Origin of the sequence: Corynebacterium sp. ACRQK (assembly GCF_022345965.1) — a bacterium.
Taxonomy (GTDB): domain Bacteria; phylum Actinomycetota; class Actinomycetes; order Mycobacteriales; family Mycobacteriaceae; genus Corynebacterium.
Genome location: NZ_JAKRMU010000006.1, coordinates 51,444 through 68,248, shown reverse-complemented (window position 1 = coordinate 68,248; position 16,805 = coordinate 51,444). Strand labels below are relative to the sequence as shown.

Sequence of the window (16,805 nt, the reverse complement as noted above, 5' to 3'; positions counted from 1 at the left end):
CTCGCTCCAGCATCGCTGCCATTGCGGGTATGCATAGCTTTCTTTCAGGCTAACCTATCGGCGGCTGAGGCCTAAAAGCCGTGCCTGCTCATCCTCCGAATTCACGATTCGCTTGCCATAGGGGAAGCAAGTTACGGGGATCAGCTTTAGGTTTGCCCAAGCTAGAGGCAGGCCGATAATCGTGACCGCTTGTGCGGCAGCGGTCGCGATGTGTCCGATGGCCAGCCACACACCGGCGACGATAAACCAGATGATGTTGCCAGCGGCTGCGATCCCAGTTGGGATGTCGGTCTCCACAGCTTCGCGCCCAAAGGGCCAGATAACGAACTTGGCTAGACGGAAGCTGGCCACGCCGAATGGGATTGTGATAATCGGCAAGCAGGCGACCAGACCAAAAATGACGTACATGATAGCCAGCCAGAGGCCGGCAGTGATAAACCAAACGATGTTGAGGATAAGTCGAATAAGTTCCATGAACTCCACAATATAGGGGCAGGTGCGGGTTACGACGCTATAGAGAACTCAGCCGAGCTGGCCGCCGAGTGCGTCTAGTAGCGCCGCCGCCTTCACTAGCGTTTCTTGGTACTCCGCCAGCGGATCCGAGTCCGCGACGATCGCGCCGCCGACTCCGAAAGAACACTCCGCGCCATCGTCGACGAGCGTGCGGATCGTGATGTTCAGCTCTGCGGCGGAATTGGGGGAGACCCAGCCGATCGCCCCGGAATAGAACCCGCGCGGATGCGGCTCCAGCTCCTCGATAATCTCCATCGTCCGAATCTTTGGCGCGCCCGTCATCGAACCGCCGGGGTAGCTGGCCTCAATTGCATCGACGGCGCCGAGTCCTGGGCGGAGCTGGCCGGTAATGGTGCTGACCAGCTGATGGACGTGCGAGAAACTCTCCACCGAAAAAATCTTTGGGACTTCCACACTGCCCGGGATGCACACCCGACCAAGATCGTTGCGCAGCAGGTCAACGATCATCAGGTTCTCCGCCCGGTCCTTGGGGTTGCTCATTAATTCCTGACGCACCCTCGCATCCGCCGCTTCGTCCTCCCAACGGGGGCGGGTGCCCTTGATCGGCTTGGCGGAGACCTCTCCCTCCGGCGAAACCTTCAGAAACCTTTCGGGGGAGGCGCTGAGGATGTGCAGTGGCGCCTGATCAGGGCGGCTAAAGCGCAGAAACGCACCATAGGGAACCGGGCTGACCTCGCGGAGCCGCAGGTAGGCCAGTAATTCCGGTGACGGTGCGTGGGGCGAGTTCGCGCCGGGTTGCTCGCCGGGGTGTAGTGCTGGATGCTCGCCAGGCTGCTGAGTGAGCCGCGGGTTGACCAGCTCCCGCAGTGCCGGCCCGCGGGCGGTATTTGTCAGGCAGACCTCGTAGCTATCGCCTGCGGCAATGTAATCCAGGCAGCGCTGGATGCTCGCCAGATACTGCCGCTTCGGCTGGTCAAAGTGGAAAGTCGCTGCGCGCTCAATGGTCACGGACTCGGCGGGCACCGTGTCACGGGGCGGGGTGCTGCCCGGCAAGGCTTCTAGTCCCGCACCGCTTGTCTCGGAGACCTCGCCCGCGATCCGTCGCACCTCCGCGACGGTGGTGTCCAGCCACTCCAGCTGCTCGGCATGGGCCTCCCCGGCACTCGGCAGTATTGCCATTGCATAGGCCACCGCGTGTGCGTGGTCGATCACGACCGCCCGGTCGGTGAACAGCAGTGCCGCATCTGGGTGGTCTTCCCGGGAACGGGCAATGTCCTCCACTCCGTATCCCAGTGCGCCCACCCAGCCGAGGGCGAAGTCGCACGGCCAGTCTCGCGGAATCTCAACCGGCTCGTCGAAAGTGCCTCTGAGCTGCGCGAAGAACGTATTCGAGCTTTCCACCTGCGGCATCCACGTTCGGGCTAGGGGACCCGCGCTATTTGCCAGCACACTGAGGGCGCCGCCGTTGCCGGAAGAGTCCAGCCAGGCGGCGGTGGGGGCGTCATTAAATACAGACAAAAAGACCCGCGGCGCGACACTTCCGGTGATGTCCCGAGTGTCTGCCTGCGGCAGCGGGATGGTGTGGAATGTGAGGCGGCGCGGGGTCATGTACGCCATTATCGCGCGCCGGATTCAGCGCGCGATCTGGGGGTGCGGGTTATAGGCGGTGCTTGCCGCCCTCATCCGGATCCTCGCCCGGGCCATCGGCCAGCGGGAAGTCGGCCTCGGCGGCGTCGTTTGCGTCCGTGGCCTCGGCAGCGCCCTGGTCGCTACCAGCCTGCGGGGCAGCCGGAGCGCCCGGAACAGCTACGCCCGGTGCGGGAGCGCCCGGAGCACCCGGGGCAGGTGCGGATGGTGCGGCGGGGGCAGCCGGAGCCTGCTTCTCCGCTGCTTGCTCCTCGGTCTTGGACTTCTCGGCCTTGGCCTCGGCAGTCTCCTTAACCTCGGCGGCCTTCGCCTTGGCCTTCTCGGCAGCGCCGGTGGCCTTGTCCGCGAAGTCCTGCACCTTCGGGGAGTTCTTCGGAGCATTCTCGCCACCACGCAGGAACTTAAATGCAGCAGCGCCTGCAGCAACCAGGATGGCCAGCAGCAGGAACTTGCCGAACAGGCCGCCCTTCTCCTTCTTCTCCTGCTTCTTCAGCCCCTTCTTCTCAGCCTTCGCCAGCGCCTTGCTCTGCGCCTTGTTGGTGGCGCGCGTTACCTTCTTGTCCAGCTTCGCGGCGCGCTTGCGGGCATCCTTCTGAGCACCCTTGGCCTGCTTTTGGGCGCGCTTGGCTGCCTTCTTCTTGGTGGCCTCCAGCTTCTTGGCCAACTGCTTGCGGTTCTTCTCGGCGCTCTTCGCCAGGTCGCCGCCACGGGACTCGGCCTCTTCGTACAGCTTGCTGGTCGCAGCCTGGCCGCGTTCCTGCAGATCGTGAGCGTTTTCCTTCAGCGCCGTGGTGAGCTGAGCGATTTTCTGCTCACGCTTCTTGGCCTTCTTGCCGGCCTTCTTCTGAGCCCTCTCCTGCGCCTCGTCGAAACGGCTGCGCAGCTTCTGCGTGCGCTTGTCGATCTTCTTGCGCAACTTCTCGGCATCCGCGCCGAGCTTCTCGGTCAGATCATCGGTGTTCAATTCTTCGCCCTTCTTCTTTAGCGACGCCACCTTCCCAGCAGCATCGCCCTCAACCTTCTTGGCCTTCTTGGCTGCCTTGGCCTGTGCCTTCGCAGCCTTCTTCTTTGCGGCCTCGGCCTTCTTCTCAGCCTTGTCGTGTGCCTTTTCTGCCTTGCTTGAAGTCTCGGCAGTGTTCTGGGAGCCGGTGGAGCTCATGTCCGCAACAGCCGCAGCTGCACGTGCCTGCTCAAGGGCCGCCGCAGCATCTTCTTCCTTGAGCATGAGCTCTGCAACGGCCTTCACGTGAGCCGGAGAACCTGCGATGATGCCCTCTCGTTCGCCCTCCGTGGCCAGGTTGTCACGCAGCTGCTGCAGCGCGTCGAACTCCTGGCGGCGCTTAAACTCCTTGCGGTTATTCAACATAGTGCGACCCTGCTTGGCGCCACGCAGCGCCAGCTTCAACGTGGTGGGGTTCATCGTGCGGGATGCTCCTTGGGGATTTATTTGGGTATTTCAATATGTGTTCGTGCTAGCACCCATCCTAAAGAAAAATCCCCGCCGGATGGCCAATACCGCTTTTGAGTCGCTAAGGTGCCGGAAGTCGCCGCGGCTTTTTAGTACAATGGATCACCGTGACTAACAAGACTGCAACCGCAATTCTGCACACCAACCAAGGCGACATCGCCATCGATCTGTTTGGCAACCACGCGCCGGAGACCGTAGCCAACTTCGTTGGCCTGGCACAGGGCACCAAGGAGTACTCCCAGCCCAACGCCTCCGGTACCAACGAAGGCCCGTTCTACGATGGTGCGATCTTCCACCGCATCATCGATGGCTTCATGATCCAGGGCGGCGACCCGACCGGTACCGGTCGCGGTGGCCCGGGCTACCAGTTCGGCGACGAGTTCCACCCGGAGCTGCAGTTCGACCGCCCGTTCCTGCTGGCCATGGCCAACGCTGGCCCTGGAACTAATGGCTCCCAGTTCTTCATCACGGTGACGGCCACCCCGCACCTGAACAACCGCCATACCATCTTCGGTGAGATCACCGACAAGGAGTCCCAGGAGGTCGTCGCAAAGATCTCCCGCGTCGCAACTGACCGCATGGACCGCCCGAACGACGACGTCGTCATCGAGTCTGTCGAGATCCAGGAGTAAAAACTCCTTGCCGTGGCTGGACACGCAAGCCCGCCGAAATAGCCGGCGTTGTTCCGTCACCAACGTATTCATCGCAGCCTGCTGCATTGTCTACGTGGTGACGGTTTTTCAATCCGGCAGCATTGCCAGCCCACTCGACGGCCGATCCATGTTCGGCCTCAGCTCGAACAACCTGGGGCGGGAGATGCTCTTTAACGCCGCCAATGTCACCCTTTTCGGTGAATGGTGGCGTATCCTCACCGCCGCATTCGTTCACTTAAGCCTTGCCCACCTGGGCTTCAACATGCTGCTGATCTTCCTGATCGGCCGCGATGTCGAACGCTTCTACGGGCCAGTAGTCATGCTCAGCCTCATCGTCGCCAGCGCCGCTGGCGGCGCGCTGGCCTGCATGTACTTTCAGCCCAACGTCCCCGTCGGCGGTGCTTCCACCGTCGGATACGGGCTATTCGCCATGCTCATCTCCCTGTCGCGGATACGGCAGCGCGACCTCCGCGGGCCCATCATTCTGCTACTGGTGAACCTCGGATACTCCCTCATGTACTCCAATGTCTCACTATGGGGCCACATCGGCGGGCTCGCCGGAGGCGCCGTCATCGCATTCATTACCAGCACTGTTGGGGAGCAAAGCAACGGGGGCGTGGGGGCGTCAACAAGAAAAAAGACCGTCGCAGCACTCGCCGCGACGGCCATCCTGGCCTTCACCATCTGGACCGGCCTGGAGTGGCACTACTAGGGTCGCCCCACTAGGAGCAGTGCCGGGAGGTAACTCGGGCGCTACTTCCAACCCATGGTCATCAGCAGGCCCACGATCAGCAGGGCGAAGCCGATCAGGTAGTTCCATGCGTTCAGATCGCGCATGAACGGGATCTCCGGGCCGGCAATGTAGTTAACAACCAGCCAGGCCAGGCCCAGAAGCATCAGCGCGAGCATCAGCACAATGTACCAACGCGGGGTACCGCTGGAGTTCAGCTTCACGGGTGTGCGACGGTCCGCGGAAGAGGAGCTGGAGTAGTTCTCCTCAGCGGAATTAACCTTGGACTTTGGCATTGTTCAAAACCTCGAAGCGATTGACTGCGGAGCGGACGGCCTACGAGGTACCGAGCGCCCATGGGCAAAATACGTACCAGACGATAGTAGCAGCACACCGCGACAAAGCCATGCACGCTGCCACGCTAAACTCTTTGCTATGCGCATTCTCGTGATCGATAATTACGACAGCTTCGTCTACAACCTCGTGCAATACATCGGACAGCTGGGCTTCAGCGGGGACGACTGTGTGGTACTGCGCAATGACGCCCCCGAGCTCACCGGCGCCGGCAACCCAGACGGGGCCAAGACAGATGCGCTGGCGGACATGCTGCAGGGCTTCGACGCGATTCTGCTATCCCCTGGACCTGGCGAACCGAACGCGGCAGGTCACATGCTGGACGTGCTGAAAATCGCTGTTGAACAGCAGATTCCACTGTTCGGGGTGTGCCTGGGGCATCAGGCGATCGGCATGCACTTTGGTGCGAACGTCGTGCGGGCAGACGAACTCTTCCACGGCAAGACCTCGCCCGTGGCCCACGACGGCACTGGTGTGTTGGCCGGGGTGCCGAGCCCGTTCCGAGTGACGCGCTATCACTCGCTCACCGTCGATCCCGACACTGTTCCGGTGGAGCTGAAGGTCACGGCGACTGCCGATTCCGGCATGATTATGGCGATGCGCCACCAGGCGCTGCCGATACACTCCGTGCAGTTCCACCCCGAGTCCGTGATGACACAGTACGGTCACCTGATGCTGGCGAACTGGCTGAACGAAGCCGGGCGGTTGAGCGGCAAGGGCGAGGTAGTGCCCGCCGAACTGGTGGATCGCCTGGTGCAGGAGCAGCTGGAGGTTACCGGCGCGATCAGCGCCGAAGCCACAATGCTCTAGGACCCCTAGGGGCGCCGCTGCTATTAGGGCAGCAGGTTGAAGACGTACACCGTGACGGTGATGTCTTCGTCCCGCTTGATTACCTCACCACTGTGGATGGACTGCTGCGCGACCTCGTCCACGCGACCCAGATCCGTGGTGTTCTTGTTCTCCCGGTGTAGCTGATCCGGGGTACCGCGCCAGCCGGCGGCCTGCAGCTCGCGGAACACATCACCGAACTTCTTGCCCTGCAGAGACGGCATCTCGAACTGGTTGCCCAGAGACACTTCCAGGGTGATCTCGCTGCCCTTGGCTAGCTTCTCACCCTCGCTGGTGGCGGAAAGCACCTGACCCTTCCGCTCCACAGAATCGACATTTTGCACAACCACCTTAAAGCCAGCGGATTCCAGATTCTCCCGGGCATCCTCGACCTGCTGGCCGGTGACTACAGGTACGCGAACGTCCTCCGGACCCGTGGAGACGGTGATTGTCACCTTCGTGCCCGTGGAGACCTGCGACCCCTGTGGCGGAGTCTGCGTGATGATCTTGCCCTTTGGCACATCATCACTGGCATCCTCCTTAACTTCCTTGTTCAGCACCAGCTTCGCATCCTTCAGAAGCTGAACCGCTTCCTCCGTGGTCTTGCCCGTCAGATCCGGCACATCGGTGATCTCTCGGCCGCTGGAGACCAACAGCTTGATCTCGGTGCCGCGGTCCACGGATGCGTTGGCCGCCGGGTCGGTGCCGATGGCCTTGCCGCGCGCGATCTTGTCGTGCGTGGTCTGCTCGACCGTTACCTCGAACCCTGCGTCCTTGAGAATCTTCTCCGCCTCGGCGCGGTCCTTGTTAGCCACAAGCGGGATCTTCACCTGCTCGGCTTCGGCGATAGGTTTTTCTGGCTCTTCGTCACCGGTAAATGCCTGGTAGGCGAAGTAACCGCCGGCGATTAATGCGGCGATACCTGCCACCCAAGCGATGGGTGCCCACCAGCGGCGCTTGGGTTCATCCTCGTAGTACTCGTCGGCGTACTCGCCGTCATAATCATCGTCGTACTCGCCGTCGTAGTATTCGCCGTCATCGTAATTGCCGTCATCGTAATTGCCGTCGTGGTAGCCATCGCCCCCACCGTTGCCAGCGGCAGCAGCCCCAGCAGTGGCACCGGCACCGGCTCCGTTAGCGGCGCCATGGCTAGCGGGGATCACTGACGTCTGCGCGTCGTCATTATTCGCGTGCGCACCCGCCGCGCCCGCAGCAGCGGCACCGGCAGCCAACCCCGCAGCGCCAGCGGCACCGGCAGCAGCACCGCCCGCGGTGTGAGAACCAGTATCAGCCGAGTCGCCGTCATTGGCATAGGCCTGGGCGACCAGCGGCAGTTGGTCTTCGGAAAGACGCTTCAGGTCCGTCGCCATCTCTTGCGCGTCGTCATAACGATCCGACGGCGACTTCGCCATAGCGGTCAGAGTGATGGAGTCCAGGCTTAAAGCCTCGCGCTTCGACAGGTGCATGCCCAGAACCTGGGAAGGCGCCTCCGGGTTCTCCTGCACGTGCTGGAAGGCAACGGAAAGGGGCGACTCGCCGTGGAAGGGAGCCTTGCCCGTGGCCAGCTCGTAGAACACACAACCGGCTGCATAAATATCTGAACGTGCATCGGCGGACTGGCCGCGTGCCTGCTCGGGGGAGAGGTACTGGGCGGTGCCGATGACGGCGGCGGTTTGTGTCATAGCAGAGGAGCTATCGCTCAGTGCGCGTGCGATACCGAAGTCCATGACCTTCACCGCGCCGGTGTTGGTGATCATGACGTTCGCCGGCTTGATATCGCGGTGAATGATGCCCGCCTCGTGCGAGAAATACAGTGCCGAGCAGACTTGGGACATGACCGCCGCGGCATCGTTCAGGCTCATCTTGCCGGAGTCCTGGATGATGTCGCGCAGCGTTTCGCCGTGGACGCGCTCCATGACGATGTACGGCACCGCACCGTCCTCTTCCGGGGTTTGACCCGTGTCGTAGACGGCGACGATGGCGGGGTGGTTCAGCTTCGCAGCATTCTGCGCTTCGCGGCGGAAGCGCTCCAGAAAGGTGGTGTCTCGCGCCAGGTCGGGGCGCATCATCTTCACTGCAACGTCGCGGCCGAGCAGTTCATCGGTAGCGGCGTACACGTCAGACATGCCACCGGTGCCGATCTTGGCACCGAGGCGGTATCGACCGCCCAAGGTTGTACCGATTCGGTCCACGCCTTCTGCTCCTTTGTCTGCGTCTCTCAATGTTGCTGGCTCAGCGCCGCTAGTTAACCCCAAAATGATTCTCTAGTCACTTTGATTAACAAATCCTAGTCCAAATTGCTGTGTGGACATAGTTCTATCCCTTTCACATTGCCTAAGAATATCGTGCTTAAAGCACTGGTTGGCCTTCCGGATCCGCCTCCATATTGCGCAATTCGGCAGGTACATCGGTGTCCGCCGAGGTTGCGTTGTCGTTCGTCTGCGGGCCGTTCGGGCGGGCAGTGTTGTGATTATCTCCATTGCCGCCGTTGCCGCCCTGACCACCATTGCCGCCGTTGTCGTTGCCGTTGCCGCGCCCACCACCGTTCGGAATGGTCGGCAAGGTGGGGAACGAAGGCTCTCGCTCGTCGGAGGTCTCCGGCGGTTCCGGCGTGGTCTCAGTCCCCGGTGCGGGTTCCGGACCATCTGTCGTGTCCGTCGGCCCCGGGTCAACCGGCGCGGGGACGTTGCCATCCGGGTTAGCCGGCTCTCCTTCTTCCTCCGTCGGGCTGGTCGTGACCTCGTTGGTTACGGTCATTGTCGATGGATTAGGCGCTTCTTCGTCGCCACCGTTCGTCAGCAGGAAGGTGGCCAGCGCAAGCGCGAGGATGCTCACCAGAGCCAGCACCGCGATGATCAAGCGGTTCTTTTTTGGTGACGCCCCCTGCCCCCCACCCGTTCCGCGCGCCATCGCGGGGTAGCCCGTGCCTGTGGCCGGGGCACCTGCAGCGGCAGCTGGGCCGGGGGAATCAGGGTAGCCGGGATCTTGACCGGGCCCGTGTCCTGATCCCGGCTCATACCCGGGCCCAGGCACTGAGGGCACTCGAGTCCCCGGTCCGCTGGCAACGTTGCCTAGCTGCTCGGTCAGCGGGTGTGGCTCGGGGCTTACGTTTGGCACGTTGTGCGGTGACGGGGGTTGCTTCCCCTCGGTCACCATGACAGTGGCGGCTACGAGCTCCGCGCCGTCGGCGTAGCGGGTCCGCGGATTTTTGCGGAGGCATACCTTGATCAATTCCCGCAGGTTGGGGTCGACCTCTTCTGGCAGTTCCGGCGGGGTTTCTGAGATGTGCTTGATCGCCACGGACACGGTGGATTCGCCGGAAAATGGGCGGTAGCCCGCCAGCATCTCGAAGCCGACCACGCCCAAGGAGTACACGTCGCTGGCCGGGCCGACCTGGTCGCCCTGAGCCTGCTCGGGGGAGACGTACTGGGCGGTTCCAACCACCATGCCCGTGCGGGTCAATGGCACTGCGGCGGCAGCCTTGGCAATGCCAAAGTCCGTGATCTTCACGAACCCATCGGAGGTGATGAGTAGGTTGCCCGGTTTAATATCGCGGTGCACCAGTCCGGCTTCGTGGATAGTCATCAGCCCCGCAGCAGTTTGCGTCAATACGTCCAGCGCCAGATTCTGCGGCAGCGAGGATTCGCGCGAGAGCACATCGGCCAGGGACTCACCGCGGATGTACTCCATGATGATGTAGCAAAACACCGTACCGTTGTCCGGATCCTCGACTTCGCCGGACTCGTAGGTGTCAACGACGTTAGGGCTGTCGAGATCCTGCGCTGCGGAGGCCTCATTGCGGAAGCGCGTGCGGAACTCCTCGTTTTCTGTGTACTCCGGCTTGAGGATCTTAACGGCCACGTCGCGCTGCTTTTCGATATCGTGGGCCAGCCACACGGTGGACATGCCACCACGGCCGATGATCCACTGCAGCTCGAAGCGCTCGCCCAAAAGCCGCTGCGTCCGCTCGATTTCGGTGCGGTCGGGTTGACGGGAATCGCTCATCGCCTACTGCTGCTCCTTCTCTGCTGCGTGGATCACGGCTCGGCCGATGGGGCCGGCCACCGAACCACCGGTAGCCGCCCGCCCGCGGTCACCACCGTTTTCCACCAGAACGGCTACCGCCACATCGGCGGAGGTGGAAAACGCGATGTACCAGGCGTGCGGGTCGGAGTTGCGAGAATCCTCGCCGTGCTCGGCGGTACCCGTCTTCGAAGCGATGGAGGCATCGCCGCCGGCCCACTTTTCGGCCTCCACCATCAGATCCTTCAACGTATCGGCCGTTTCCTCCGGCACCGCACGCTGAGCCTTCAGCGGCTTGGTGGTTCGCAGGGTGGAAAGATCGCGGCCGGTGATCTTGCTAACCAGGTAAGGCTTCATGCGCACACCACCGTTGGCGATGGTTGCGGCGATCACCGCATTCTGCAGCGGAGTCAGCGCCACGTCGCGCTGGCCGATGGAGGACTGACCCAGAGCCGCACCGTCCGGGATGTCACCCAGGCGAGAAGGCTCCACCGGCAAGCCCAGGTAGTCGTCCTTTTCCCCGATGCCGAAATTCTCGGAGATCTTTTTGAACTTATCCGCGCCGTGGCGGGTGGAGATGTCCACGAAGGCGGTGTTGCAGGAACGCTTGAAGGCCTCGCGCAGGGTGGTGTTGCCGCCACCACCGCAGGCCGCGCCGCCGTAGTTTTCCAGAGTTGTGGTCGTATCCGGCAGGGTGATCTGCGGCGCGCCGGTCACGGAGGTCTCCGGGGTGTCGCCCTCCTCCAGTGCGGCCGCGGTGGTGATGACCTTGAACGTCGAGCCCGGCGGCTGGATCTGCTGCGTGGAGCGGTTCAACAGCGGGGCCGAATCGTCGTTGGCGTAGTTTTCGAAGTTCGTCTTGGCCTGCTCGGCCGGCGGGCCGACAATCTGCGCAGGGTCGGCCGAGGGGGTGCTGGCCATTGCCAGCACTTCGCCCGTGGACGGGCGCAGGGCCACCACGGAACCGGAGTAACCCTTGTTGGCCAACTGGTCGTAGGCTACCTCCTGCACCTGCGGATTGAGCGTGAGTTCCACGTTCGCCCCGCCGGCTTCCTTGCCCGTCAGCATGTCCCACGTGCGGGTGGCGAATAGGGAATCGTCCTCGCCGGTCAGGATGGAGTTCTGGGAAGACTCGATACCCGAGGCACCATATTGGTCGGATAGGTAGCCGATCACGGAGCCGTACTTGGCGGACATGTACGGGTACTCGCGGTCGTAGAAGTCGTCGGAATCCTTCACAGACTTCGCCAGCACCTGGTCGCCGGCGATGATCCTGCCCCGTTCCTTCGACTTGGCCTCTAGGAATTGACGCGAATTCAGCGGATTCTGCGCCAGCGACTTCTGCTGGAAGCCTTGGATGTAGGTCAGGTTTGCGATGAGGGCGACCACCAAGATGAAGCTAAAGATGGCTACCGCGCGGATAGAGCGGTTCATGCTTCCTCCCTTTCCTTAATGGCCAGGGGCGTGCGGGCGTCATGAGAAATACGAAGAATAATTGCCAACAGTATGTAGTTCGCCAACAGCGACGAACCACCGTGCGACAGGAACGGCGTGGTGAGGCCGGTCATGGGCAGCAGGCGGGAAATACCACCGGTGACCACGAAAACCTGGATGGCGATCGTCAGCGACAGCCCCGCGGCAACGAGCTTGCCGTAGGAATCGCGAGCTCGCATGGCCGTGTTGAAACCGCGCGAGACGAACACTGTGTAAGCCAGCAGCACGGCCGCCAGACCGATCAGCCCCAGTTCCTCGCCGATGGCGGCCAGGATGAAGTCGGAGTGCGCGACGGGGATGTTGTTCGGGTAACCCTCGCCCAGGCCGCGGCCGGTCACGCCACCGAAGGACATGCCAAACAAGGCCTGGGAGAGCTGGAAGCCGTTGCCGTCGTAGTTCGCCAGAGGATCCACAAAGTTGGACACGCGATCCTGAATCTTCGCCGAAATCTGGTACACGCCGAATGCGCCGATGAAAGCCAGGCCGAGGCCCAGCACCAGCCAGGAGGCGCGGCCGGTGGCTATGTACAGCATGCCAAGCACAGTGCCGAACAGCAGCAGGGCAGGGCCGAAGTCATTCTGCGCGGCCATGATCATCAGCGCGATGCCCCACACCAGAAACAGCGGGCCCAGGTCGCGCAGACGCGGGAACTGCAAACCCAGGAAGGACTTGCCGGCCACGTTGAACAGGCGGCGCTTATTCACCAGCAGTGCGGCGAAGAACAGCAGCAGCATGATCTTTGCGAACTCGCCGGGTTGGATAGAGAACGGGCCGATGCTGATCCACACTTTTGCGTCCGCGTTCAGGGAGGTAGGCCAGATGATCGGCAGGGCCGTCAGGATGAGGCCCGCCAGGCCCAGCAGATAAGAGTAGTTCTGCAGCGAACGGTGGTCCCGCAGGAAGCCAATAACCAGACAGAACAGGATCACACCCAGGGCGGTCCACATAATCTGCGACTTCGCCAGTGTGAGCCCTGAGCCGAGGTCCAGCCGGTAGATCATCACCAGCCCCAGGCCATTGAGCAGGGCAGCGATGGGCAGCATGATCTGGTCGGCTTCCGGGGCCGTCCAGCACACCACTAGGTGCGCCACCAGGAAGGTTACGAAGAATCCACCGACCAGGTAGAACACCTCGGAGCTGATTTCCTTGCCCTGCGAGATCTCCAGCGCCACGATGGCCAGCAGCAAAACAACGGCGGCCAGCAGCAACAGGCCAGCCTCGGTGCGTCGGCTAAAAAGCTTCATAAGTTACTTCACCTCGCGACAGGAGACTCCGGGGGTCGTGAGGTCTTCGGGCGCTTCGCTCTTCTTTGAGTTGTCTTTGCTGTCCTTCTTGTCTTTGGCCTTGTCGTCCTCGTTGTCCTTGTCGGAGCCGCTCTTGCCTCCGTCCGCCGGCACCCGCGTCACACAAACCGGCAGCGTCTGCTCCGCCAAACGGTTGACCTGGCCGGTGACCTTGTCGTAGGAATCCTCCGGCAGGTCCGACAGTGCGCCCTGCGCTGCCGGAGTCAGATCGGAGGTCTTAAACAGGTGGCAATCGCCGCCCGCACCCGGATCCACGAAGGTTGCCTTGCCTTCGTCGTCCAGGCAGACGTCCTGGTGCACAGAGTTCAGCTTGAGTCCCATCACGGAAGAATCAGTGCCGTTCATCACCTTGATCTGCGAGTTATCCGCGGTGACGTAGTACGTGTCCTTCACTCGCTGGTACATCACATAGGTCACCGCGCCACCCGCCAGCACAACGGCCAGAATGATCGCCAGGGTCACCCACAGCCCGCGCCGGGATTTCTTCGGCTTTTTGGCCGCGCTGGGCTCTGCATCGCCTGCGGCTTGACCATCGCCGTGGACATTGTTGCCTTTACCTGTGCGATCGTGGCTACCCTTGGCCGTCGCAGGTTCGGGTTCGTCGTCTTCCTTATCGTTTTCTGGTGACGCCGCCGTCGTTGTCGACAGCCCTTGAATTGCCGCTGCGCGGGCTGCCGAAGAATTCGGTCGTGGCATATCCACTGCCTCACCTGCAATAGCTCCCGCCATCACCGGACGGGGTGGCAGGGTGAGCTCTGGGTCCGTCGGGGCGTTGGAGTCGGCGTCAAAACCAACAACATCGGCAACAACAACGGTGACGTTGTCCGGGCCGCCGCCACGCAGCGCCATCTCAACGAGCTTGCGGGCAGCCTTCTCCGGGGTGCCACGGGAGAGAATCTCGCGGATCGTGTCGATACTGACGGGATCCGAAAGCCCGTCGGAGCAGAGCATGAAGCGGTCGCCGACCTGCGTTTTTTCGCGCCATAGAGTCGGCTCGACGGGGCGGCCGGTGAGGGCCTTGAGAATGAGGGAACGCTGTGGGTGGCTGCTTACATCCGCGGGGTCGAGCTTGCCCTCATCGACGAGGGACTGCACGAACGTGTCATCCTTGGTGACCTGGCGCAGCTCGCCGTCGCGCAGGCGGTAGCCACGGGAATCGCCGATGTGGCAGATGGCGACCTCGTCCTCGCGGAAAAGCATGGAGGTCAGGGTGCAGCCCATGCCGTCCAAGTTTGGGTGCTCGTCGACGTGTGCGGCGATGTCCTGGTTGCCCTCGTCCGTGGCCGTGGCCAGTAGATTCTCCAGCTGATCGCGGTTGTTAGGCTCGTCGATCAGCGGGGAATCCAGGGGGCTGAGAGCATTAATGAGGAACTGGGAGGCAACCTCGCCGGCGGCGTGGCCACCCATGCCGTCAGCCAAAGCCAGCAGACGCGGGCCAGCATAGGCAGAGTCTTCGTTATTGCCGCGAACCAGGCCACGGTCAGAGCACGCCGCGTAGTTCAGAGTGCGCCCGATGTTTCCGTTTTTACCCTCGGTCATGCGTCCATCCTCACGTGGGTTTGGCCGATGCGGATTTCCATACCGGCGGAAAGCTTAACGGGCTGGTCCAGGCGCTCGTTACCGATCCAGGTGCCATTGCGGGAGTCGAGGTCTTCGACGTACCAATCCGAGCCCCGGCGGATCAGACGCGCATGAGTACCGGAGGCAAAGTCGTCCTCCAACACCAAAGTGCACGACTGTGAGCGACCAATGGAGACATCCTGATATCCCTCGAGGTTCAGCGTGGTGCCGGTCAGCGGGCCACTGGTGAGCTCTAGGGAATGAGGCGCCTTGTGCCTGCGGAAAGCATGTCCGGAAGATGAGGGTTCGTTCATGGGGCCGGCGTATCCCGCCGCGATGGGAGCCATCCCCGCAGGAGCCAAGCCGGAGGTACGATCCGCATCCTTCTTGAGGGAGCGAACAGTCATCCAGATGAAGAACCACAGCAAAAGCAGCAGGCCAATCTTGACCAGCAAAAGCAGCGTGGTCTGCACGGTATTCAACTCCTCATTAAGGTCGGCGGGCTCAGTGAGTACTCAATAGACACAGGCGCACACAGCCCCGAGGGGCACATGCGTATGTGAATAGCCTAGTTTAGATGACCCTGAAGGAGTAGGGCGGAAAGGAAAAACAGGGCTAGTGGAACTCCACGCCGATCTCGGAGTGGCCCAGCGAAATCACGTCGCCGCTGGCCAGCAGCCAGTTTTCGATCGGGGTGCCGTTAACGGAGGTGCCGTTGGTGGACTGCAGGTCCGTCAGCACCGCATCGTAGCCATCCCAGGTGATGTCTGCGTGCTGACGGGAGACACCGGTATCGGGGATGCGCAGATCCACCCCGTTGCCACGCCCGATGATGTTGCTGCCCTTGCGTAGTTCGTAGGTGCGGTCGGAGCCATCGTGCAGGGTGAGAGTGACCCGCAATTCACGCTCGCCGCCGTCCGCGCCCACACCTCCGCGCACAGGGGAGGGAGTGGACTGCACAATGACCTCGGTGCCCGGGTAGCTCACCGGACGTTCGAAATCATTGCCTTCCTGCTGGTTCTGCCAGTCCTGCTGGTTTTGCACGACACTTTCCTTCTGTTCGTCCTGGGGTTGGGGGTCGTGGGAATCCCAAGATTCCTGGGGCTGCTGGGATACTGGGGATGCCGGGGACTCAGAATCTTCCTCTTGCTGCGTCTGATCCGTCCACTGGTTCTGCGCGAAATCCGGGGCGGCACGGTGCACACCTGCCGCGCTGGCTGCACGGCCATCCGCCGACGAAACCAGATCCCCTAGAGACCGTCCGGAGCTGGGCGCTTGGGCATCCCCGCCGATCGCGACGTTTGCGCTGGAGCCATCCTCGGTGCGCGGAACGTCGAAGCGTGCGTCGGCACGCATCTGCCCGGAGTGCAAGTCGTTGTGGGCCGAAACGTTCACCTTGACCGGCTCGTTTGTACGCCAGCCTTGGTTGCGGATGAAGCGGCTCAGCCGATCGCCCATTTCCTCGGCCAGGCGCGGGCGGGACTCGGTGAGGCTTGCGTAGTCGCGGGTGCTGACGAGCACCTGGAAGTAGCTGGGGGCCAAACGTTGACCTTGGGCATCCGTCATGACGGACTCTTCGGCGTACTGCTTAAGAACTTCGTCGATCTCTGTAGGAACGACCTCGCCGCCGAAGACACGTGCGAAGCCGTTGTCCAGCCCGCGTTGAAGCGAGCTGTCGAGCTTCTTGAAACGTCCAAACAGACTCATTGTCCGTAGTCCTCCTGTGTGGTCCTGTGATTCTCCACTGCAGTCGCGCGCCTTAAGTGCCAGGCGCTAGCTCTGCCTGGCGGGGAGCCCAAGAACTTAAGTCACGGGCGCCGGTTGGCAAGTTATGCGTTATAGCTAAACCCCGAGGCTGCGAGTCCATGGCGGGGTTACCCTGCGCGAAAAATCACTCACATTGCGAGTGTTTAGTTGGCCATTATAGGGGTAGTGGCGGGCCACGTGCATTTTCTTGCAGGTCAGATGTGTTTTTTGGAAGCGTGCGTGCATCGTGCTAGAGTTTCATTTCGTTGCCAGCGAGCAGCGCTCCTGAAAAGGAATGTGCGGCTTTAGCAGGTAAGACAGTGTAAAGACCATGTGTCCTACATAGTCGCTCGGGCGAGTGGCGGAATGGCAGACGCGCTGGCTTCAGGTGCCAGTGTCCTTCGGGACGTGGGGGTTCAAGTCCCCCTTCGCCCACAGCAAGCAGTTGAACAAACTGCGACACCGGAGGTAACAAACTCGAAAGGGTTCGTGACCTTCGGTTTCTTTGTTTTTCTGGTGTCTAA

The 16,805-nt window shown here is 62.0% G+C and carries 14 protein-coding genes and 1 tRNA gene; 4 read left to right on the top strand and 11 right to left on the bottom strand.

The window, feature by feature from the left end; translation table 11 throughout:
* Positions 1-54: 54 nt before the first annotated feature.
* From MHX63_RS07840 to MHX63_RS07830, 3 genes are read right to left on the bottom strand one after another with little or no spacing between them, the layout of a single operon-like run.
* Positions 55-474 carry a YccF domain-containing protein gene (locus MHX63_RS07840; RefSeq protein WP_239388009.1) on the bottom strand — a complete coding sequence of 140 codons (420 nt, stop codon included), beginning with the start codon at positions 472-474 and terminating at the stop codon, positions 55-57.
* A gap of 48 nt (positions 475-522) precedes the next feature.
* Positions 523-2,082 (bottom strand): anthranilate synthase component I family protein, encoded by a 1,560-nt coding sequence (locus MHX63_RS07835; protein WP_370644059.1) that lies wholly within the window; start codon positions 2,080-2,082, stop codon positions 523-525.
* A 49-nt stretch (positions 2,083-2,131) separates the two neighbouring features.
* Positions 2,132-3,541, bottom strand: a complete 1,410-nt coding sequence (locus tag MHX63_RS07830; RefSeq protein WP_239388007.1) for a hypothetical protein — start codon at positions 3,539-3,541, stop codon at positions 2,132-2,134.
* A 155-nt stretch (positions 3,542-3,696) separates the two neighbouring features.
* On the opposite strand from MHX63_RS07830, the gene MHX63_RS07825 reads away from it, so the two are divergent.
* The gene (locus MHX63_RS07825) at positions 3,697-4,221 is read left to right on the top strand and encodes a peptidylprolyl isomerase (RefSeq protein ID WP_370644058.1); all 525 of its coding nucleotides are present in this window, start codon (positions 3,697-3,699) and stop codon (positions 4,219-4,221) included.
* Between the two features lie 7 nt (positions 4,222-4,228).
* Positions 4,229-4,954 (top strand): rhomboid family intramembrane serine protease, encoded by a 726-nt coding sequence (locus tag MHX63_RS07820; RefSeq protein WP_239388006.1) that lies wholly within the window; start codon positions 4,229-4,231, stop codon positions 4,952-4,954.
* A 41-nt stretch (positions 4,955-4,995) separates the two neighbouring features.
* Here the strand turns inward: MHX63_RS07820 and crgA are convergent, their stop codons facing one another.
* Positions 4,996-5,268, bottom strand: coding sequence for a cell division protein CrgA (crgA, locus tag MHX63_RS07815; protein ID WP_005292638.1), 273 nt, complete (start codon positions 5,266-5,268; stop codon positions 4,996-4,998).
* Between the two features lie 139 nt (positions 5,269-5,407).
* Between crgA and MHX63_RS07810 the strand changes: the two genes are divergently transcribed.
* Positions 5,408-6,136, top strand: a complete 729-nt coding sequence (locus MHX63_RS07810) for an aminodeoxychorismate/anthranilate synthase component II (protein WP_239388005.1) — start codon at positions 5,408-5,410, stop codon at positions 6,134-6,136.
* Between the two features lie 23 nt (positions 6,137-6,159).
* On the opposite strand, the gene pknB is transcribed toward MHX63_RS07810, so the two are convergent.
* The 7 genes from pknB to MHX63_RS10445 form a co-directional block, all read right to left on the bottom strand.
* Entirely contained in the window at positions 6,160-8,346 is a 2,187-nt protein-coding gene (gene pknB, locus MHX63_RS07805) for a Stk1 family PASTA domain-containing Ser/Thr kinase (protein ID WP_370644057.1), read from the bottom strand.
* 157 nt (positions 8,347-8,503) lie between these two features.
* Positions 8,504-10,159: a serine/threonine-protein kinase gene (locus tag MHX63_RS07800; RefSeq protein ID WP_239388004.1), complete on the bottom strand. Its 1,656-nt coding sequence runs from the start codon at positions 10,157-10,159 to the stop codon at positions 8,504-8,506.
* Positions 10,160-10,162: 3 nt separating this feature from the next.
* On the bottom strand, positions 10,163-11,611 hold the full coding sequence (locus MHX63_RS07795; protein WP_239388003.1) for a penicillin-binding protein 2: 1,449 nt from the start codon (positions 11,609-11,611) through the stop codon (positions 10,163-10,165).
* On the bottom strand, positions 11,608-12,915 hold the full coding sequence (locus tag MHX63_RS07790; RefSeq protein ID WP_239388002.1) for an FtsW/RodA/SpoVE family cell cycle protein: 1,308 nt from the start codon (positions 12,913-12,915) through the stop codon (positions 11,608-11,610). The genes MHX63_RS07795 and MHX63_RS07790 overlap by 4 nt, the downstream gene beginning before the upstream one ends.
* Before the next feature lie 3 nt (positions 12,916-12,918).
* Positions 12,919-14,514, bottom strand: a complete 1,596-nt coding sequence (locus MHX63_RS07785) for a protein phosphatase 2C domain-containing protein (RefSeq protein ID WP_255710575.1) — start codon at positions 14,512-14,514, stop codon at positions 12,919-12,921.
* Positions 14,511-15,008, bottom strand: coding sequence for an FHA domain-containing protein (locus MHX63_RS07780; protein ID WP_239388001.1), 498 nt, complete (start codon positions 15,006-15,008; stop codon positions 14,511-14,513). Before MHX63_RS07780 ends, MHX63_RS07785 begins: the two co-directional genes overlap by 4 nt.
* Before the next feature lie 142 nt (positions 15,009-15,150).
* Positions 15,151-16,242 (bottom strand): DUF3662 and FHA domain-containing protein, encoded by a 1,092-nt coding sequence (locus MHX63_RS10445; protein WP_304504259.1) that lies wholly within the window; start codon positions 16,240-16,242, stop codon positions 15,151-15,153.
* Positions 16,243-16,633: 391 nt separating this feature from the next.
* On the opposite strand from MHX63_RS10445, the gene MHX63_RS07765 reads away from it, so the two are divergent.
* Positions 16,634-16,716: transfer RNA gene (locus tag MHX63_RS07765), tRNA-Leu, on the top strand.
* The last annotated feature ends 89 nt before the right edge of the window (positions 16,717-16,805 follow it).